This window comes from Ruminococcus flavefaciens, assembly GCF_900143025.1.
Lineage (GTDB): Bacteria > Bacillota > Clostridia > Oscillospirales > Ruminococcaceae > Ruminococcus > Ruminococcus flavefaciens_I.
In genome coordinates this window covers 69885-90534 of sequence record NZ_FRCT01000005.1, presented here as the reverse complement: position 1 = coordinate 90534, position 20650 = coordinate 69885, and the positions used below count along the sequence as shown (strand labels likewise).

Annotated in this window: 23 protein-coding genes, 1 tRNA gene and 1 riboswitch; of the genes, 11 read left to right on the top strand and 13 right to left on the bottom strand. The window is 42.5% G+C overall.

Annotation, left to right across the window (positions count from 1 at the left end; genetic code table 11):
* Positions 1–27 precede the first annotated feature (27 nt).
* Positions 28–112: riboswitch (SAM riboswitch) on the bottom strand.
* Positions 113–260: 148 nt separating this feature from the next.
* From BUB28_RS06870 to BUB28_RS06835, 8 genes are all read left to right on the top strand, one after another.
* Positions 261–866 carry a hypothetical protein gene (locus BUB28_RS06870; RefSeq protein ID WP_072950108.1) on the top strand — a complete coding sequence of 202 codons (606 nt, stop codon included), beginning with the start codon at positions 261–263 and terminating at the stop codon, positions 864–866.
* A gap of 176 nt (positions 867–1042) precedes the next feature.
* The gene (locus tag BUB28_RS06865; RefSeq protein ID WP_072950107.1) at positions 1043–2026 is read left to right on the top strand and encodes a radical SAM/SPASM domain-containing protein; all 984 of its coding nucleotides are present in this window, start codon (positions 1043–1045) and stop codon (positions 2024–2026) included.
* Positions 2023–2658, top strand: a complete 636-nt coding sequence (locus BUB28_RS06860; protein ID WP_072950105.1) for a dockerin type I repeat-containing protein — start codon at positions 2023–2025, stop codon at positions 2656–2658. Before BUB28_RS06865 ends, BUB28_RS06860 begins: the two co-directional genes overlap by 4 nt.
* Positions 2659–2944: 286 nt before the next feature.
* Complete coding sequence (locus tag BUB28_RS06855) at positions 2945–3337, top strand: hypothetical protein (RefSeq protein WP_072950103.1); 393 nt, start codon at positions 2945–2947, stop codon at positions 3335–3337.
* A gap of 150 nt (positions 3338–3487) precedes the next feature.
* Positions 3488–3943 carry a GNAT family N-acetyltransferase gene (locus tag BUB28_RS06850; RefSeq protein ID WP_072950101.1) on the top strand — a complete coding sequence of 152 codons (456 nt, stop codon included), beginning with the start codon at positions 3488–3490 and terminating at the stop codon, positions 3941–3943.
* A 185-nt stretch (positions 3944–4128) separates the two neighbouring features.
* Positions 4129–4590 carry a low molecular weight protein-tyrosine-phosphatase gene (locus BUB28_RS06845; protein ID WP_072950099.1) on the top strand — a complete coding sequence of 154 codons (462 nt, stop codon included), beginning with the start codon at positions 4129–4131 and terminating at the stop codon, positions 4588–4590.
* Positions 4587–4769, top strand: a complete 183-nt coding sequence (locus tag BUB28_RS06840; RefSeq protein ID WP_072950098.1) for a hypothetical protein — start codon at positions 4587–4589, stop codon at positions 4767–4769. The genes BUB28_RS06845 and BUB28_RS06840 overlap by 4 nt, the downstream gene beginning before the upstream one ends.
* Positions 4769–5368, top strand: a complete 600-nt coding sequence (locus tag BUB28_RS06835) for a pseudouridine synthase (protein WP_072950096.1) — start codon at positions 4769–4771, stop codon at positions 5366–5368. The genes BUB28_RS06840 and BUB28_RS06835 overlap by 1 nt, the downstream gene beginning before the upstream one ends.
* 21 nt (positions 5369–5389) lie before the next feature.
* On the opposite strand, the gene BUB28_RS06830 is transcribed toward BUB28_RS06835, so the two are convergent.
* The 4 genes from BUB28_RS06830 to gdhA all read right to left on the bottom strand — a co-directional run bounded on the left by BUB28_RS06830 (position 5390) and on the right by gdhA (position 8775).
* Entirely contained in the window at positions 5390–5767 is a 378-nt protein-coding gene (locus BUB28_RS06830; RefSeq protein ID WP_072950094.1) for a DUF4363 family protein, read from the bottom strand.
* Positions 5754–6470, bottom strand: coding sequence for a DUF421 domain-containing protein (locus BUB28_RS06825; protein WP_072950092.1), 717 nt, complete (start codon positions 6468–6470; stop codon positions 5754–5756). The genes BUB28_RS06830 and BUB28_RS06825 overlap by 14 nt, the downstream gene beginning before the upstream one ends.
* A gap of 57 nt (positions 6471–6527) precedes the next feature.
* Positions 6528–7154, bottom strand: a complete 627-nt coding sequence (locus BUB28_RS06820; protein WP_072950090.1) for a cytidylate kinase-like family protein — start codon at positions 7152–7154, stop codon at positions 6528–6530.
* 253 nt (positions 7155–7407) lie between these two features.
* Positions 7408–8775 carry an NADP-specific glutamate dehydrogenase gene (gene gdhA, locus BUB28_RS06815; RefSeq protein ID WP_072950089.1) on the bottom strand — a complete coding sequence of 456 codons (1368 nt, stop codon included), beginning with the start codon at positions 8773–8775 and terminating at the stop codon, positions 7408–7410.
* Between the two features lie 328 nt (positions 8776–9103).
* Here gdhA and BUB28_RS06810 point away from each other — a divergent pair, with 328 nt between their 5' ends.
* Genes BUB28_RS06810 through BUB28_RS06800 form a run of 3 tightly spaced genes read left to right on the top strand, consistent with a single transcriptional unit; the run spans position 9104 to position 11464 of the window.
* The gene (locus BUB28_RS06810; protein ID WP_072950087.1) at positions 9104–9610 is read left to right on the top strand and encodes an HD domain-containing protein; all 507 of its coding nucleotides are present in this window, start codon (positions 9104–9106) and stop codon (positions 9608–9610) included.
* Positions 9611–9634: 24 nt separating this feature from the next.
* Positions 9635–10900 (top strand): O-acetylhomoserine aminocarboxypropyltransferase/cysteine synthase family protein, encoded by a 1266-nt coding sequence (locus BUB28_RS06805; protein ID WP_072950086.1) that lies wholly within the window; start codon positions 9635–9637, stop codon positions 10898–10900.
* Between the two features lie 33 nt (positions 10901–10933).
* Positions 10934–11464, top strand: a complete 531-nt coding sequence (locus tag BUB28_RS06800; RefSeq protein WP_072950084.1) for a flavodoxin domain-containing protein — start codon at positions 10934–10936, stop codon at positions 11462–11464.
* Between the two features lie 630 nt (positions 11465–12094).
* Here the strand turns inward: BUB28_RS06800 and BUB28_RS06795 are convergent.
* The 9 genes from BUB28_RS06795 to BUB28_RS06760 form a co-directional block, all read right to left on the bottom strand.
* A complete protein-coding gene (locus BUB28_RS06795) occupies positions 12095–13309 on the bottom strand; it encodes a leucine-rich repeat protein (protein WP_072950083.1) in 1215 nt (404 codons plus the stop codon).
* An 87-nt stretch (positions 13310–13396) separates the two neighbouring features.
* Positions 13397–13549 carry a hypothetical protein gene (locus tag BUB28_RS06790; protein ID WP_242939953.1) on the bottom strand — a complete coding sequence of 51 codons (153 nt, stop codon included), beginning with the start codon at positions 13547–13549 and terminating at the stop codon, positions 13397–13399.
* A 207-nt stretch (positions 13550–13756) separates the two neighbouring features.
* Positions 13757–13891: a hypothetical protein gene (locus BUB28_RS17495; RefSeq protein WP_278290721.1), complete on the bottom strand. Its 135-nt coding sequence runs from the start codon at positions 13889–13891 to the stop codon at positions 13757–13759.
* Between the two features lie 20 nt (positions 13892–13911).
* Positions 13912–14382, bottom strand: coding sequence for a hypothetical protein (locus tag BUB28_RS06785; protein WP_072950081.1), 471 nt, complete (start codon positions 14380–14382; stop codon positions 13912–13914).
* Between the two features lie 227 nt (positions 14383–14609).
* Entirely contained in the window at positions 14610–17474 is a 2865-nt protein-coding gene (locus tag BUB28_RS06780; RefSeq protein WP_072950080.1) for an Ig-like domain-containing protein, read from the bottom strand.
* A 375-nt stretch (positions 17475–17849) separates the two neighbouring features.
* A complete protein-coding gene (locus BUB28_RS06775) occupies positions 17850–18536 on the bottom strand; it encodes an SOS response-associated peptidase family protein (protein ID WP_072950078.1) in 687 nt (228 codons plus the stop codon).
* 114 nt (positions 18537–18650) lie between these two features.
* Positions 18651–19067, bottom strand: a complete 417-nt coding sequence (locus BUB28_RS06770; protein ID WP_278290792.1) for a restriction endonuclease — start codon at positions 19065–19067, stop codon at positions 18651–18653.
* Positions 19068–19298: 231 nt separating this feature from the next.
* A tRNA-Ala gene (locus tag BUB28_RS06765) sits at positions 19299–19374 on the bottom strand.
* 75 nt (positions 19375–19449) lie between these two features.
* Positions 19450–20595: a glycoside hydrolase family 10-like protein gene (locus BUB28_RS06760; protein ID WP_072950076.1), complete on the bottom strand. Its 1146-nt coding sequence runs from the start codon at positions 20593–20595 to the stop codon at positions 19450–19452.
* Positions 20596–20650 lie beyond the last annotated feature (55 nt).

Genomic DNA, 20650 nt, shown 5'->3' with positions numbered 1-20650 from the left:
ACAATGGGATCGCTGACTTGCTGTATTATCCCATCGTTCAAGCTTTAGCACCTTGCATTTGCAGGTTGCTGTGCGGTCTTTGGGCTTGTCCCTAACGCACTCTTTATGGTATGTTAATTATAGCATATTCCCTTTAAAATGTCAATAAGCACGATAAAATACATTTTTTTCCGCAACTGTTGCTATTTTCATAGTTTTATGATATAATTTCTTTGCATTTTCCATACAACTGATATATTCACTTTAAGGAGAGAGCCGAAATGAAATTCAAGATACACCATAGAACAAAAGCCTTATATCTTGGAGTCGTTATCCCTTGGATCGTTTCTATATGCGCGTTTTTGTTATTCATATTTCTGGGCTTTAATATACATGATACGCTGCCCACAAAAATATTGATCGGTATACTTGCCCTCTGCGCCGCAGTCGAAATAATTTTTCTTATCTTATATACAGCAGAAAGAATATCAGGCGCAACGATAATCATTGAAAACGACCATATAGATATACGCACGATAATGCGGTTCAGGCGTTTTTACTTTGATATGATAGCTGATACAAAGTATACCCATTATGATGAAGGTACGGACAGTTCATCAAGGCGTTCGCACAGAAAATACCGTTATTCACAACAATGGTACAACAATAATCATTCGCATACAACAATACGTGCTAAGCTCATATTCTATCTTACTACAGATAAAGTTTTCATTATAAACGACGATGCAACAGGATATGTCAAGAAGCAAAAGAAATGGATAACCGATCCTCATCTTGATCCCGACGAAGATGTAAAGCTTTATCAGGCATATAAATGCTTATGCTCTGCCTTCCGCCATTATTACAATTCACAACAACAGCTTTAAAGCGAGTTTGCGCATATCTCAGCGTAAACTCGCTGTTTTTTCACAGAGTTATCAACTGCCGACACAAGAATGATAATTTTCTCGAAAAATAGCGAGAGTTTCTGAGATTTCAAACGTCTAATAAATGAACAGCCACAAAAAGGCATATCGTTGCCCGAAAGGAAGCGAAATGATATATGGATTATACTATAAGCATCACAAACAAATGCAATCTGAAATGCAGCTATTGCTATGAAAGGCATCTGAACACTGAATACGGCTGCATAAATAATGATATAAAAGGTAAGATCGCAGAATTCATAAATCTTCAGGATAATGCAGACATTATATATCTTTTCGGCGGTGAACCACTACTTTATAAAGATATCGTAAAATACTACTGCGAAAGCATCAAAGCAAATCAGTTCATCATCACAACAAACGGAACTCTGCTTGATGAAGAATTCATAAAATGGTGCGCCAAGAGAAAAAACGTTATTATCAATATGTCCCACGACGGTATTGAATGTACCGAGCGAGGAGCTGATACGACAGTTCTCGATGCAAACCTGAAATTATTACTGAAATATCAGCCCGAAACTCTTGTACAGCTCGTCTATACGGAGGAGACTCTCCCGAAATTGTATGACAATATTATGTATCTGAAAGGTCTGGGAGTAAAAAAAGTCTCCGCAACAATGGATGCTTTTCTCACCCCTGCCGATCCTGACAGCTTCGGCGATATCATGCGGGAACAGTGGCGAAAAATAGCTGATATACCCAAATTATTCGTACATGAGCTCGCTACAAAAAAGAACACCATCAAAAACAATAATCCAGGCTTATGCGAGATATGTAAAAAGAAACTCTTCATCAACTGGGACGGCAGCTTTTATCCCTGCGTTCAGTTTCAGAATATCCCCGAATATCGCTGCGGTGATATTTTCGTTGGTATTCAGGCTGAAACAGCAAGAAAAGCTCACCCTGATTACTCAATGATATCGGAAAGATGCAAAGGCTGCGAGATAGCTAAGTATTGCCGTAATTCCTGCGCTTGCAGGAAAATGGCTACAACAGGCACTGTAAGAGATATCTCGGAAGCCGCTTGTATGGAAGAACAGGTGCAGATACTTACTGCACTTGAAATATTATCCAAAGAAAACGGAGGTATGAAACAATGAGGAAATTTACAAAAGAGATAGCATCACTTTTAGCCACAGTTACTATGACGCTTTCCGTGAACACTGGTTATGCTTCTTCGGAGGAAGCAGTAAAAATGTCAGGTGAAGTTTCAGGTCCTGATATTATTACCGATACTCCGCCTGAGGAACTCGTTCACACCGCAGGTGTAGCTATCAACCAGGACATCACTGAAGGAACAACTACTACTGCAATGATAGGTACTACTACCGCAACAAGAACCACAACCACTACCTATGGCTGCATCGGTACTACTGTCACAACAACAGAGGCAACAGAAACAACAACAACGACCACTACTACAGGTCTTATAGGTACTTCTATAGTATCACCTGAGAAAATAGTCACAACTACAACTGAGGAGATACCTCCTCTTGCCGGATTGCTTGCTCCTCCTGACGGCGATGCAAACTGCGACGGAGATACAGATATGTCTGACGCTGTACTTGTAATGCAGTCTCTTGCAAATCCTAATAAGTACGGTATAGACGGTACGGCTGAAAATCATCTTACCGTAAACGGTCAATACAATGCTGATATGAACGGTGACGGTCTTACTGTCGGCGATGCTCAGGCTATACAGAAAAAACTGCTTGGTCTGGACGAGGAGTAAATCAACAGAAAGTTCCATTTCATTGATAGGGGTATAGAACCATATATTTATTTTGGGAGACCTTTTTGACTAAGGGTCTCCCAAAATTCGTATACAACAGTTATATTGACTTTTCAAGATGAAAAATGCTTACGTTTCACTTCGATTAAGCTTTTTCATGTTTGCCTTGATAAAATGTAAATATTATGATATAATTATATGTAACCTGAACTCATTCGCTGAAATATATGAATGTCTTCGTGTGAAAAACGTATGGAAGACAAGCATCTGTTTTTAGGAGGTTATTATGAAAACGCTTAAAAAGGTTTTTATCGGAATAATTGCCGTACCTGTGTTCCTAATAATTTTTGAGATCTTCGGTATGATCGTCAATCACGCCTCGACCGGTATACAGACAAAACATCTTCGCCGTGACATTGTTGATGCAATTCCCAATACCGAGATCATCTCTGTCGAATCCCAGACCGGCAATACATCAGGTTCAGGAAATCATGTGGACTGTCTGACACGCATCACTTTTTCCTCTGATCTATCTCTCTCTGAAGTGCAGGATAAATTAAGCAAGACCTTTGAAGCAAATACAAGGGAATGTTCTGTGAAAGAGACAGACAAAGCAGGAGAATACCTCTTTATTCTATGTAAATCCGCTCCATTTTCAAATAATATCGAGGGACATTAAAAATCCGCAGTTATAATTGCTTTTTAATGTAAAAAATGCTTACGGCTCACTTCGGTGAGCCGTTATTTTTTTGCCCGTTTGTCTTGATGAAATGAAAGGATTATGGTATAATGATTAAGTACGAAAAATGCATCTGAGAGGTGAAGCGAAATGATTGAAACAGAGAGATTAAAAATATACGCCGCATCTCAGGATATAATGGAAGCTTTCATCAAAGCGCAGACTGATGATGTCCTGAAAGCTGCTTACATAGAAATGCTGAACGGCTGTCTGGATCATCCGGATCAATGGGATTGGTATGCAATCTGGATGATCGAACTGAAAGACGGCACACATATCGGGGAACTCTGCTTCAAAGGGCTTTCTGTGAACGGTATTGCAGAGATCGGATACGGAATCTCCGAAGAATATCAGAACAACGGTTATGCTACCGAAGTGGTCAAAGCGGTATTGGAGTGGGCGTTTTCGCATCAGGAGGTCATTGCCATAGAAGCGGAAACAGAATCTGAAAATGCTGCTTCAATCAGCGTGCTTAAGAAATGCGGATTTGCGCTCAATGGGATCATCGGAGAAGAAGGACCGAGATGGGCAATATCCAAGTGCTGAATCCTTAGTAGTAAAACACTCCAATTTCTACTACTATTTTACTACTAACGACATCCGCAGTTTGCAAAAACTTGCCGCGTTTTGTAGTTTTCGCCCCGTTCTGCCAAATTGGTAGTAGAAAAAATATGCCGCGATATACTGCGCAAAATACGGCAATACAGAGCAAATCAGAGAGGAAAAAACGTATGATAAAAATTATGTTTGTTTGCCACGGCAATATATGCCGCTCTCCTATGGCGGAATTTATAATGAAAAAGCTGGTCGCTGACAGCGGTCTTTCAGACAGAGTATCAATTGATTCAAGTGCCACAAGCACCGAGGAGCTTGGCAACCCTGTATATCCGCCTGCAAGGTCTGAGCTTGCAAAGCATGGTATCGGCTGCGGCGGAAAATTTGCCGTACAGCTGAGAAAGTCTGACTATGATAAATACGACCTTTTCATCGGCATGGACACCGCCAATATCCTCAATATGAACCGCATTTTCGGCAGCGACAGTGACGGAAAGATATACAAGCTCCTCACCTTCGCAGGCAGGGGCGATGATGTTTCGGACCCGTGGTACAGCCGCGATTTCGGCAAGGCTTACAGCGATATCGACGAGGGCTGCCGCGGACTGCTTAATTATATCATGGAGGAAAGGCTTTGAGATACACTATACTCGATATAATCGAATGGGACTACGGCTGCGAGGGAGTCCCCGACGGCGAAGAGCCCATGTGCAGCGTTGTAGTCAGAGATGAAAGCAATAACGAAAAGGTTATAAAGCTCTCAGACAGCTATCTTACCGAAAACCACCTTAAAACAGGTGATACAATAGAATTATAATGCTTTACTATATGTTCAACAAGCCTCAGGGCTGCGTGACTGCGCGTTCAGACGCTATACACAGGACAGTTATGGACTATTTCCCTGCCGAGCTTGCGAAAAGACTTCACCCCGTCGGCAGGCTTGACAAGGATACCTGCGGACTGCTTATACTCACTGATGACGGCGATCTTGATTTCAAAATAATGCAGCCCGACAGACATATCAGCAAGACCTATTTCTTCTATGCTGTGGGAACTATTGACAATGAGAAAAAGCTGCTCATCGAAAAGGGCATAACCATGAGAGGCTTTACATCACGACCTGCCGGGTTACGACTCTGCCAAACATTCAGGATATGCGAGCTTGAGGAGCTTATCCCTGCGGAACGCCGTGAAAAATACATGAAAAATCCCGATGGTTCCGCTTTTTCTGCCACACTGACTATCCACGAAGGAAAAAAGCATGAGGTCAAGCGCATAATGGAGGCTGTTGGCTGTAGGATATTCTACCTCCGCCGCGACTCCATAGGCTCTCTAAAGCTTGATCCTTCACTGAAGCAAGGCGATTTCCGTCCCCTAAGTGATGATGAAGTCAACGCACTTAAACAAAACCAATGATCTTTCTTTCGTGAAAAGCTATCAGAATACACTATTAAGAAGCGGCGTTTCGCCGCTTTTCAGCATTTCAAGCATATCGCGGAGCTCAGCCAGTTCCGCATTCATTTCTTCCCCCTCATTCTCGGTAAGCTGAACTATCCGCGAGCACAGACGGTCTATCTCAATAAGCCTGTCATATTTCAGCAGCACAGAAGCCTTTTCACGGAAGCTTTCCCAGTCTGCGTTTATCTTTCGAGCATAGTTTTGTGCCGATTTCTTATCGCCTTTTTCAGCAAGCTCATATATAGTATTGATCTCCTTCAGCATATTATCGCATCTATGATTCACCCATATGCTGGAAAAAGCGCTTATCCCCACAAGGAGAAACAGTATTGCCGCACTTATTTTAACTCTCGTCATTTTCCTCACCTATCCTCAGTTTTTTTGGCGGACTCCCCTGTTTGTCCGCAACAAAACAGTTTCCTGAGCTGTCAGCAGTCATAATAAAGACATTCTCAACTGATATATCATGTTTTTTCAGTACCGTCTCCACTGTACATCTGCTCAGCTTCATAGACTCCATAGCCTTCGGGATAAAGCTTCCGTCGGATATGATAAGCACAGGCGGGTCGGAACAGTCAGCGGCTATTTTCATATCCCTTCGCGTGGGAGTATCTTCACTTGCCTTTTTCATTACAGATATGCTGCCCGTAGTTTCAACGATCGCGTACTGCACCTCACTGAGGTCAAAAATGTCCTTGCTGCGCAGTGCCATAAGCAGGTCATCCACGGAAAATCTCAGCTCGCGGAGTATATCACGCTCTATACAGCCGCCTCTTACTACTATTTTCGGACTTCCAGAAATAAGCCTTCTTACCTTTGGGAATTTCAGATTTATGCAGGATACGATAACTTCAAAGCACACAAGTGCAAGAATAGGCGTTACCCCGACTATCACAGGGATATTCACATCTTCGATAGGCAGAGTAGCTATATTTGAAACCAAAATAGTGATGACCAGCTCAGAGGGCTGAAGCTCCCCAAGCTGACGCTTGCCCATAAGTCTTACGGCAAAAATTACGAGAATATAGAGTAAAAGCGAACGAATAAGTACTACACACATGAAAACAGCTCCTTTCGGGATATTATCCCACAAAAGGAGCTGTTTATTCTTTATAATTTATTCTTCTTCAAAACGCGCGTTGTACTCTTTATAAGCCTTTACTATTATTTCCGCGCAGAGATCGTCGCCCAGCACCGCGCTGTTCAGACAAAGCTCATACTGATCCTTGTCCTGCCATGTTCTTCCCGTATTAACATTATAGAAGGTCTCACGGCGTTTATCAGCCTTTTTCATAATATTCTCGGCTTTGCTTTCCTTTACGCCGTAATCCTCGATAGCACGCTTTATACGCGCTTCATTGTCAGCATAGATATAAACGCTGAAACAGCCTCTTTCTTCAAGGATATAATTTCCGCATCTTCCAACAAGGACGAAGCTTTTTTCATTTTCGGCTATCTCATTTATGATACGGCTCTCCATAAGGAACACCTTATCCGAAAGGGGAAGATTTTCCTCCATAGTTCTTGCGGGATTAGCTGATAAAAGCAGCGAATAGAGGAAGCTTGTAGGCACATTTTCCTCAGCATTTTCAAGATATTCTGGTGCAATACCACATCTCTCAGCGGTCATTTCGAGTATCTGTCGGTTATAGCATTTGATACCAAGTTTTTCAGCAGCAAGCTTACCGATGACACTGCCTCCGCTTCCGTATTGTCGTTCAATTGTAATGATAGATTTTTTCATCGGATACTCCCCCTCATGTTCATTAATTATAAGATCGATAAAATAACCACAGATATATTATATCACATTTTGCACATATTTCAAGATTGGTTCAAACAATTATTGTATATTTCGCAAAGTTCTATGTTTTGAACAATTCAAGTACCTGTTAATTGTGCAATTTATTAAAATTAAAAACCTCCCGTCGGTTAGCACAACGGGAGGTCATTATTCTTTACTGCTCTACTGATGAGTCACTATCAGTTATTTTTTATCAAACGCAGCCCTGAGCCTTCATTGCCTCAGCAACCTTGAGGAAGCCTGCAATGTTAGCACCAGCCATGTAGTTGCCAGCCATGCCGTACTCCTTAGCAGCCTCATCGCAAGCCTTGAAGATAGACTTCATGATGCCGTGGAGCTTCTCGTCAACCTCTTCAAATGTCCAGCTGAGTCTCTCGCTGTTCTGGCTCATTTCGAGACCTGATGTAGCAACACCGCCAGCGTTAGCAGCCTTAGCAGGACCATAGAGAATGCCGTTTGAAAGGTATGTCTCGATAGCCTCTGGAGTTGAAGGCATATTAGCACCCTCAGCTACAGCGTAACCGCCGTTAGCAACGATTGCCTTAGCACCGTCACCGTTGATCTCGTTCTGTGTAGCGCAAGGAAGAGCGATGTCAAGCTTGATATCGCCAGCGTTGCACTTGAGTGTCCAAACGCTGCCCTCGTGGTACTCAGCATTCTTGTGTGAAGTTCTGCCGATGTACTCCTTGATTCTGCCGCGCTCAACCTCCTTGATCTGCTTAACGAGATCAAGCTCGATTCCGTCTGGATCGTAGATATAACCGTTAGAGTCAGAAACTGTAACTACCTTAGCACCGTACTGTGTAGCCTTCTCTGTAGCATAGATAGCAACGTTACCTGAACCTGAGATAACAACTGTCTGACCCTTGAAGCTCTTGCCGTTAGCCTGGAGCATTTCGTTTGTGAAGTAGCAGAGACCGTAACCTGTAGCCTCTGTTCTTGCGAGTGAACCGCCGTATGTAAGGCCCTTACCTGTGAGAACGCCAACGAACTCGTTGCGGATTCTCTTGTACTGACCGAACATGAAGCCGATCTCTCTTGCGCCTGTTCCGATATCACCTGCAGGAACGTCGCAGTCAGCACCGATGTGCTTGCAGAGCTCTGTCATGAAGCTCTGGCAGAAACGCATGATCTCTCCGTCGCTCTTGCCCTTAGGGTCGAAATCGGAACCGCCCTTACCGCCGCCCATAGGGAGTGTTGTAAGGCTGTTCTTGAATACCTGCTCGAAACCAAGGAACTTGATGATTCCGAGATATACTGATGGGTGAAGTCTGATACCACCCTTGTAAGGTCCGATAGCAGAGTTGAACTGGATTCTGAAACCTCTGTTAACCTGTACCTTGCCGTTGTCATCAACCCAAGGAACACGGAACATGATCTGTCTCTCAGGCTCTACGATTCTATCGAAAACGCCTGCATCAATAAGGTCCTGTCTCTTTTCAGCAACTGGCTGGAGAGTCTCAAGAACCTCTGTAACAGCCTGGATAAACTCAGGCTCACCAGGATTTCTCTTCTTAACTGTTTCTAATAAATCGATAAGATACTGATTTTTTAACGCCATTGTTAAAAAACCTCCTTTACAAAATTCTGCGTATACCGCAGTTCATTTTAAATTATAGCACTATGATACAGATTTTGCAATACTTTATTGCAGTGAATTTATAAATTCGGCTGTTTTTAGATTTATCGTAAAACTTTTCGCCCTTCCTTTGTCTATTTTATACAATACATATTCATTTCATCGGTGTTAACCCATGATAATTGGTTTATCCAATTATTATTTTAAACGTTTAATCAACTTTTCTTATTGATTTTTCATCTATTTTATTGTATAATATTCATATTGGGGCTTTGGGCTCTGATCAAAATGCACTAAGGAGGACCTTTTTATGCTAAAAGCTATATGTTCCTCTAAAGATCTTACCACCAACAGCTACTACAGCTGTGTCAGCGATCTTATCGACTGTAACCAGCTCAATAAGCTGAAAAGCATCACTCACCATGTCTCGACCACCCGTTTTCAGCATTGTGTCAACGTATCCTATTACAGCTACATAGTTTGCAGGAAATTCGGGCTCAATGCACGGTCAGCCGCAAGAGCGGGCCTGCTCCACGATCTTTTTTATTACGACCGCAAGGAGTACAACGCATCAAGGCAGAAATGGCAGGTTTCCCACAGCAAACACCATTCAATGCAGGCGGTCAGCAACGCCTGTGAACTGACTTCTGTCACTGCACTTGAAAAAGATATGATAGAAAAGCATATGTGGCCGCTGACAAGGTCAAAGCCAAGCTATAAAGAGACATACATTATAACTATCATCGACAAATATTGTGCTGTACTTGAATTCTGTGTTCCAAATGTACAGAAGCTAATGCGCAGGAAAGCACGATAACTATATTTCAGGAGGTATCCCACAATGAAGATCGAAACAAAATGCCTGCACGCAGGCTACACCCCCAAGAATACTGAGCCAAGAGTTGTTCCTATAGTTCAGAGCACAACTTATGTTTATGACTCTACAGACGATGTTGCAGCGGTATTCGATGACCCGACCAAGAGCCTTATCTACTCGCGTTTTGAAAACCCTACAGTTATGGCTGTTGAGGAAAAGATCAACGCTCTTGAAGGCGGTGTAGGTGCAATGTGTACCTCCAGCGGTCAGGCTGCTTCTCTGCTCTCACTGCTCAATATCTTAAAGGCAGGCGACAGCTTCATTTCAGCAGCTACTATCTACGGCGGAACAGTTAACCTCTTTGCGTATACGCTCAAAAAGCTTGGCATCGAGTGCATCTTCGTTGACGCAGACGCTCCCGAGGACGAGATAAGAGCCGCTTTCAAGCCAAATACAAAGGCTGTATTCGGCGAAACTCTTGCAAATCCTGCTCTTGCTGTATTTGACATTGAAAAGTTCGCTAAGATAGCTCACGAAAACAATGTACCGCTCATCATCGACAATACCTTCCCTACTCCCGTACTTTGCAGACCTTTTGAGCACGGTGCCGATATCATCGTTCACTCTACTACAAAATACATGGACGGTCATGCTGTACAGGGCGGCGGCGTTATCGTAGATTCAGGCAACTTTGACTGGACAAACGGCAAGTTCCCTGAGTTCACAGAGCCCGATGAGAGCTACCACGGAACTATCTATACAAAGACTTACGGCAAGGCTGCATACATCATCAAGGCAAGAATGCAGCTTATGAGAGACTTCGGCTGCTATCCGTCAGCACAGTCCGCATTCTACCTTAACCTCGGTCTGGAAACACTTCCTATCCGTATGAAGCAGTATTGCGAGAACGCTCTTACAGTTGCTCAGTTCCTCGAAAGCAACGACAAGGTAGAATCCGTAAACTACCCTGCACTCAAGAGCAATAAGTATCACGAGCTGGCTAAGAAGTACCTCCCTGACGGTACAAGCGGCGTTATCTCCTTCGTTATCAAGGGCGGCAGAAATACAGCGGTCAAGTTCATGGACTCACTGAAGCTTGCTTCAAATGAAGTACACGTAGCTGATATCCGCACCTGCGTGCTTCACCCTGCAAGTGCTACACACCGTCAGCTCACCGACGAACAGCTTGTTGCCTGCGGAATAAACGGCGGTCTTATCAGACTTTCCGTCGGACTTGAAAATGTCGAGGATATCCTCGATGACCTCAAGCAGGCATTCGCTGCTATCTGAAACTCTTTCTGAGTTTTCTTAAAAGGAGTCTATATGAAAACACTGATTATTTATTCATCACAGACAGGATTTACACAAAGATATGCAGAATGGATAGCTGACGAACTGAGGGCAGAGGTAATGTCCATAAAAAAAGCAATAAAAAAAGAAGACTCTTATTTCAACGACTATGATGCTATCATATACGGCGGCTGGGTATCTGTCGAAAAGATAAACCGCGCCGAATGGTTCACAAGCAGGATAGAAGGCTGGAAGGAAAAAAAGCTGGCTATATTTGCCGTAGGAGCAAGTCCCGCAAGCTATTCGGGTGTTGATAAGCTCCTGGACAGATCACTTACCGACGAACAGAAAAAATACGCTAAGGCTTTTTACTGTCAGGGCGGTCTGGACTATGAAAAGATGTCACTTGGTTCAAAAATGCTTATGAAAACCTTTTCGGCTATGCTGAAAAGCAAGAAAACAAAAGATGAAGATGAAAAAGCTATGATAGAAGCTATCTCAGAGTCCCACGATTTTTCAAATCCAAGATACATTGAACCTATTGTTGCTTATATGAAAAAATAAATCCAGCTCCTCCGAGATCTCGGAGGAGCTTTTTTTATCTTCCTTTAATCTACTGATATATTTAAAACTCACATAAAACCATACGCAATATTGTTGTATTTCACGATTTTCTCTCAAAACTGTCAACTTCTGCGAGTTGAAACGATTTATATATATGAAAGCTGTTGTGAGTTACCTACACTCGTTATCAGAGCAGGATAACTCCCCAAGCCGTATACAATTAAATTTCGATGCTTTTTTCATTTTTCTCTTTATATATGTGTGTTCATATAAGAAAGCAGGCGTTTCCTCGTACTGAAGAAACGCCTGTTTTCTTTTTATCCAAGTGGAGCATAGGGGATTCGAACCCCTGACCCCCACACTGCCAGAATAGAATGATTTAATTTCATTATGTTGCTCACAGTTCACAAGTCCCGATATTTAGCCATTTTCAAATAGTAGTCATTCCATGATTTGTTTCAAATACATATCAAATTTTAATGCAATAACGGAAAAATAACGGAAACGTTTTACTCAAACAAAACACCTAAATTCACATATTCTTTCAATACTATAGCACATATCAAAAACTATTTCAAGACATTAATCTTAACCGCCCGTGAAGGGCGATCATCATATTAGGGCATTTTCTTAATTCTTTTTCATATATTCTACCATTGACAGGATATCTTCTTTTGTAGTAGATATATACGCATAGTACGCAAGAATATTTGATGCATCAACGGCATTAATCATTCCGTCATGATTTACATCTGCTGCAAGTTTCTGCTCCTCATCATATCCGCCATCCTGGTTTGTTGAGATCATAGCATAATATGCAAGAACTGATGAAGCGTCAACAGCATTAATATACTCATCAGAGTTAACGTCTCCAAGCTGAGCTAATGTTTTGAATGTATAGTTATACTTCTGAGCATATTTCTCAGCCGTAGAACCTTTATATCCCTTAATTACTCCACTGAACTTATCGTTTTCATTGGTAAAGGTATTGGCTCTGTCATATATTTTTGCGTCAGGATTCAGGATAAACACCTCAGAAAGAGCAGTACACTTGATAAAAGCCTGCATACCGATACTCTCCACGGAGCTTGGTATAGTTACAGATTTCAATTGCTCACACCCATTGAATGCATTATGACCTATCTCGGTCACGGTTTCGGGAATGGTCAGCGAGGTTATCTCTGAACAGCCCCATGCTGCCTGATCGCATATTTTATTCACGGTCGATGGGATAACAACGTCTCCCGAAAGCTTATAGAACACATTAATGAGCAAACCGTTTATTATTACGAACGGAGTATCAATGCTTCTCTGAGCTTCAAACCATGGCGTCCCAGAAAACGCTAGTGCACTTATATTCGTCACGGATGCGGGTATAGTAACATTGCTAAGCTTTTTACAGCTCGAAAAAGCACTCGTACCAATATTGGTTACTCCGTTCGGAATGACTACTGATTCAAGAGATTTGCAGCTCGAAAACGAATATGCGCTAATAGTCTTCAGCGTATCCGAAAGCGATAATGAGGTAAGGTTATTGCAGTTATCAAACATACCCATACCTATACTTGTAACTCCAGTACCGATAATAACATTCTTTATCTCGTCACTGTATTCCTTCCATGGACACGGATTTGAATCTAAATCTTCATTCATATCTCCTGTACCGCTTACGGTCAGAGTACCGCTGCTGTCAAGCTTCCATGTTAAATTCTTTCCGCAAGTTCCGCTGTTAACTTCTGATGCTGCCTCTGCTGATAAGACAGTAGATGTACCAACCGGACTAATGGCTATTCCCAACGGTATTACAGCACACATCAACGCTACTACTATTCTTTTAGAATTCATAATATACCCCCTATTCTACATCCAAGAATTTCTCTATAACGACCATTATCTCTTCAAGGCGCTTACCACCGATACCCTTGATCTTGCTCAGCTCTGCTTCAAGAGCCGGAAGATCAATGGTTTTGCCTTGTTCACCAAGGAGCTCATCACCATACTGGAGAATGACTTTGTCAGCTCCTCTCGGTTCATTTTCTTGATTTTTTTGTAGGTATCTCTATCGATGATCTCTTTCTGTCCCATATGTAGCTCCTTTATCATTTCTCTTATCACCTATTATAGCATAATACCAATATAATGTAAATACATAAAACAGAACCGCCTCGAAGTGCGGTTCGCATAGCTATAACAATGATTTTGAATGCTCCGTGGTCTTCGAGATCACAAACCTAATCTACTAACTGAGAAGACAGAAACAGGCGGCATAAAGCCGCCTATAATTTTCATGTACTAATTCATGTTGATTATGGGCAGATCTATGGAGCCATCATCGTTTACCTTTGCGCTTTTACTGCTTGTGGTGATAACGTCCTCGGTATCAAACTCCACGATTTCTATTCTTGGCGTAGTATATTCTTCTTTCATTCGGGATTCTCCTTATGTCACTATCTCAGGGGTACTAACGGCAGCTCTATTGGTTTATCGCTGTCGGTTGTATCGGACGGCGTATCCTGCACCGCCTGTGTGGTTGTCTGCTGAATAGGCTTTGATGTGGCTGCCGCGGACTCAGAGCCGTCCTGCTGTGCCTTTGTAGTTGTTGCAGGCTCGGCAGAGCTGCTTGCTTTGGTTGTGACGGTATCATTGCCTTGCTTGTTCACAGATTTTGTGGTGGCTTTTTCTGCTTTGGCAGATAAATCCGCCGTTGTTTCGGTGGTTTTCGCAGTTGTAGTAGTCTGTGCCGTAGGGGATTCGTTATTTTCTGTATTCTTTTCAGTCTGCTCTGAGGAGAAATCACTTACCGCCGCAGTAGTTGTTGTACTCTCTATGGAAGTATCTTCCGCTGATGAACTGTCTCCATTGTGGCAGCCTGTCAGCAGGAGCGCCGACAAAAGAAGAATGGGTAATAATCTTTTCATAAATGCTCCTTGTATAGCAACAGGCAGTCGCATGGACTGCCTGTTGTGTTCCAATTACTGCTGTTCAAGCTCATTGCTTGTGGTAATTACGTCCTCGTTATCGAACTCCACGATCTCCATTTCGGGAGCGATGTACTTTTCCTTTTCCATTTTTAACACCTCCGTTTTAGGTTACACCCCCCACCGAGCCGCACACCGCAGCTCGGTAGGAACAATACATATATAGACTATTTCGTATGAACTGCAAATACAAACTTATCTGAATTTGTACCTGTTCCACTTACTATATAAAGTCCGTCGGTAGCATCTGTTACCTTAAAACTTGTCCAGTTTGGTATAGCGCCATTACTACCACGCTTCATTTTATAGTATGTAGTGCTACCTGTTTTGTCTTCAACCAAAGTTATTACTCCATGAGCAGTTATAAAACTCGTATTAGGTGAAATATTAACTTGCCATTTATCGCCAGTATAAATTGTTTCTCCTACACGAATTACGTCTCCAACTTGCAATGATGTATGGTGAACCTTTCCTGTTATGGTGCAAGTAGCTGAAACATCATCAGATGTATCTTCTGTACCATTGGTAGCTGTTGCAGTGATCGTGGCAGAGCCATAGCCCTTTGTACCCATGATCGTGTATTCTCCTGTTTCAGCATTGATAGATACATAGTCCGGATCACTGCTTGACCATACGACGGTCTTGTCTGTTGCGTTATCAGGCGAAACAGTTGCTGTGAGAGTTCCTGTGCTGTTGACGAACAATGCTTCTGTCGGAGCATTTTTGATAGTAACGCTTGAAACATCAACGGATGAATAATTCTTTGCTGCTGTGTAATAAGCCATGATAGCCTTCGCCATGTTGACATTCTTCTGGCTTGCACTGCCGTTCGTCAGTACACGGTTGCACCATGAGAGTGCGGAGAACTTGTAATCCGTACCGCCGACATTGATAGTCTGCTCGTCAGCAAGGTTCTGGGGGAGCAGTCCTGCAACCTCATGATAGGACGGATAATCCGCCTTTGTAGCGTTTATCGTGCTTTCTGTTCCTGTATCATCACCCTTGACATACAGACGAGCCGCCGTCTTTGAATCAAGCACAAGGGAGAGCTTAGCAGCATCGCTGCCAAAGGTCGGTGCATAAGCGGAAACATCGGGATTATAGTCCTCAAATGTCGCTGTCACGCCGTAATTATCGTCGTAGAAATACTCAGCGGACGCATATCCGAAATTCTGTGTCGCAGTGATAAGGGCAGTTGTTTTTTCATCTGCTCCGCTGAATGCAGGTGACGACAGATACTGTGTAATAGAATAATCCTCAATGGTATCGACTGTATCGCTGCCCTTGCAAAGTGTCGCAGTAATATCCTTGTCGATGTCCTTTGCGTAAACGTGCGTTGTCGCATAGTATTTGCCCTCAGTTGCGTTGTACGCAAGTGCCGAGGATTCATCTACGCAAGCACCTGTGAAGTTCACTGTGTATTCAGCCGCAGCCGTATCATCTGCGATACCATCAACGTAGAAATTCAGGGCGAGATCGTCACCGAGAGTAACGCTTGCGCTTGAGATTTTTGGCAACTTTTGCAGTACCTGATAAACAGTAGTATCGTTCTCTGTCACAGTCTTAACGTAGTAGCCCTCAGGTATTTCAACATTGTTGATAGTTGACGGATCGTTTGCAAACGTACCATAGCTAATTATAACAGTTGAACCAATGTTGCTTCTTATTACGCCGTTAAATGTGGGTGCCCCGTTATTGACGTCCGCATTTTTTACTGCTCTAAGTATACCAGTTCCACTTATATCTATATCACCCGAAATAGTACCGCCAAAAACATGAATCTGATCCGAACATGTTATATTGCCCGAAACAGTACCGCCGAACATGTTAATGTTGCCGTTATTCGTTATTGCATCTGAAATAGTAGCATTATCAATCAAAAAAACATTATTGTTTGTTATAGCGCCATTAACTGTGCCGCCTAAAACAACAGCCAAGCCGTTGTTCGTTATCGGAGCGTTGATGATACCATCGTAGACAGCTACTTCAACATCGTTATTAACAGTGAATGAACCTGAAGTAAAGGTATGACCGTTAAGCATGATATGAGAGGACTTTGTTACCAAAAAATCACCGTCACACACAAGATCAGCTGTAAGCTGGATATACGATCCTGCTGCATATTCGTCGACATTTGCATATGTAGCAAGCTCAACTAAGCTGTTTATAAGATAAGGGTCCTCTTGTGTGCCTGAACCTGTGAGTGAGACGATTTCAAATGAATCGCTCTTAGCCGTGCCTGTGTAAGATGTGTTTGTGTCCTTTGCGGTAACATATGCATAGTATGTGCCTGCCGCGGAAGGAACAGATGTTGCGGTATGGTCTGTATCCGATACGCCGTATGTGATATCGAAGCCCGACAGGTCGGTTATGGTATCATCGCCGACAGTGATAGATGCAACGCTGTTGTCAGCCCCAAGATTTACGGTTGCGGTGGAGATGTCAACCGTTTCAACCATAGGCACAAATGATGAGCCATTAAGCACATATTTTTTTCCGTTACCGTCAGTAAAGTACGAAGTGCCGTCTGTCACTCTTGTAAAACTGATATTTTGTAAAGATGTCGTGAACGTCTCATTATTGTAACAAGTGCCGTTACCCGAAATGCTTCCCGTCACAAAAAAATGCGGCTTCCTGCAACCGTTTAAACATGAATGACTTCCAAGATTAAGATTTCCGTTGATAATCAGCAGTGGGGAGTTGCCAGTAAAAACATCAATATCTGTAGAAACCCAATCACCATCAAAATCATCCTGTTCCCAAAAACCAGGTTGTAACGTTAAATCACCGTTGATTATAACAACAGCATTGCCAGCGATTACAACCTCAGCACCACTGGAGACACTTACATTTCCGTTAATCACCGTGTCGGTATTGATTATTGTGCCGTTGCTCCATATTACATCTTCTGCATGAGCAACTATTCCAACCTTGCCGAACAGTCCGCCCTTGACTCCTGTCTGCGAAAGCGGTACTGCCGCCAGTGTGAACGCCAGCAGGAATGCCGCTGTCTTTTTCCATGTGTTTCTCATAAAATACATACCTCCTTATTTTTAGATAACACAAAAAGCGCACCACAAAAGAACCTATCTCATGTGATACGCTTGTATTACCATGTTTAATTTTGAAAGGGCGCAGTTATAGCCTGTACTAAGCTGTCGCATTGTAATACATCCATGCATAACCGTCAGTCCTTCACCCCTAATTTTTATAAAGAATTTATATAATATGAATATGATCAAATTCTTTATATGTGATATTATACCATAATAATTTCACAATTGAATGAATAATTTGTAAACAAAATATATTATATGTTAACATCTGGAAATAATATACTCCACGTTTTTACACTTTTGAAATATATAAGAACAGGCGGCATGAAGCCGCCTTCAAAGATACTTTTTTTACATTGTAATGAGTTCATTTGGGGATCTATGATATTCCACAGCCTTCTCGAATACCATATTGGTCAGTGCTTTCTCTACTATATCGCTGGAATCTCCGTCAGTACGTATCCAGTCAAGTATATTCTCCTTATCCAGTATAAGCGGCATACGGTCGTGTATATCTCGTACAGTCCCCGCTGCTTCTCGCGTAAGGATAGAAAACATAGGCACCTGCATATCACAATGTTCCTCATAACGGTAAAGCCCTGCAATATAAGTGATATCTGAACCTTCTGTCTGAATAGCGAACTTAATCTTTTTTGTATTCCTATGCTCAATCATACTTCGACTGTCTTCATCATATAAAGGGTATCCCAATTCATAATACCAAGAGGATGGAATGACGCATCTTCGTCTGTACCATGAATCCCGCCACAAAGGCTTCCTATCAGCAGTCTCAATGCGGCAGTTAGCAAGAGGCTTGGGAGTAGCCTGATGTGTAAATCCACATGCCATAGGAAATATAGCCTTTTTTCCATATTTGTTCGGTGCAAGAACCGGAGCTATATCTGACGGGTATAAGTCTCCTGACATGATGAGACTTTTACCAAGCTTTATCGACATTTCCTGAGCAAAGGACATTTTTCTGATCTTTATTAGAACCTCCGCCATTTCCTTTGGTTCTATACGCAAAGACATACACATGCAACTCACCTCCAAGCATTACCAGAATATACGTTCTGTTTTGATTATATCATATGAAGATACATTTGTCAAGATAAAAGAAGGACCGCCCGTGAAGGGCGGTTACAATAATCATCATTGAATTTTGTTTAATAGATCCTGGTAACTCTTTACCACATCATATTTGACGGTATTTGTGTTCATCTTGTTAAAAAGAACTCTAGCACAGTCAATCTTCGCCTTTTCAATTGGTCTAAGGTCAATGCTTGACATAGAACCCTTTGTTTCGGCAATAAAATAGATATGCTTTACTGTTCCTTCATTAAATGCTATCGCCCAGTCCGGAGAATAATGACCTAAAGGAGTGGGTATATTGAATCCCTTCGGAAGTTTAGCATATACACAAACTTCTGCTGCTGAATCAAGATCCTCAGCAAATCTGCGTTCAACACTCTTCTCAGCCATTCCGTCTGTAAAAACATAGTCCTGAACGTGCTTTTGTGCCTTAAATGCCTTATCAAAACTCTGGCTGCTCTTATCAGCTGTAAAGATATTTGAATCATATTCTCCATCTATCTGATTATAACTTATAATGAATTGAGGCTCTCCGTCACGGAGAGCCTTATTTTTTATTATGTGATTGCTTCAGCATTTGCCGTTACAATATGCGTTTCTTGATACACGTAACGGAAATCTTAACGGAAATATTGTGTTTTCTGCCGCTTGCAGCATAATGATCTAAAAATAATGCCTATGTTTTTAGCTAAACATAGGCTTTTCCGTTGGTGGAGCATAGGGGATTCGAACCCCTGACCCCCACACTGCCAGTGTGATGCGCTCCCAGCTGCGCTAATGCCCCGAATACTGCTAAATTATACCACACCAATGACATTTTGTCAATAGATAAAGCAGTATTTCAAAGCATAATTATCACTTAATAATAAAGTGCATAACCGTCGGCTGAGGATTTCTTGACTTCCATGATCTGCTTGCTGATAATATCTGGATCATTTATCCACTCAAGCTCTGCTGCTTCACCTGCCCACTTATCCTCTCTGCCAAGCTTATAGGCAGCAAGTCCGATAATAAGTGATACTTTGCTTTCATCGACCAGTTCTTCCCACTGATTCAGAGTCGGCAGAAAGGGACTGTTCTCATTCTCAAACCCGAAGTATATCTGCGGAACTATATAATCGCAGAAGCCCTCCTCGCTGCTCCAACGCATTACATCGGCATACTGCGAATTATAGTCCGCATCAATGTTCCCCTGGGGACTTATGCCGAAAACAAGCCTTTTGTCCTTAGCCTTGACCGTATCGTACATTGCCTTCACAAAGCGGTTCACATTTTCAATACGCCACTGTGCAAGGTCACCGCTCCCACTTGTTTCAAAGGCAATACGGTCGAACTCAGGGTCGGTGGTGGGATAGAAATAATCGTCGATATGTATGCCGTCAACGTCATAATTATCCAGCACCTCTCTTACAGAATTGCGCAGGAGTTCCTCTGTTTCGGGATAAGCAGGGTCGAGGTACCAGCGTCCGCCCACATTTTTCACATATGGCTCACCTGCATTTATCCACTTTTTCACTATAAAACTGTCAGGAACGTTATTCATCTGCTCTGCTGTCTGAAGTCTCAGGGGATTTATCCACCCATGCACGGATATTCCTCGTTTATGAGCTTCTTCAAGAACTATCTCCAGCGGGTCGTAATCTCCGTCAAGGTATGTCCCTTTTGGAAAAAGTTCCGAAGCATAGTAAGCATCGCCATTTGGTCGCACATGAAAGTAAACGGTATTAACGCTGTCTGCCGCCGCATCTTCCATTATCTGCGCTACAGCTTTTCGGAATTCCGCTTCACTTTTCCCCTGCATATAGTCAGGGAAACGCACATAAGGCAGCCATAGTCCCACCTGCTCCCTGTAATTCAGCGGCTCATAAGCCGCTTTTTCATTTACGGGAGCTTTCGACTCTCCACACTCGGTATTCGCAGTATTATCAGCTGTCCTGACAATAGAAGAACAGCCCACTGACATAAGAAAAGCAGCTGCACAGGCAGCTGCGAAGAATTTCTTCATACATCTCACCTCACTGCATTATATGCAGCAGGCGGACATGATATGCTTTTTCAAA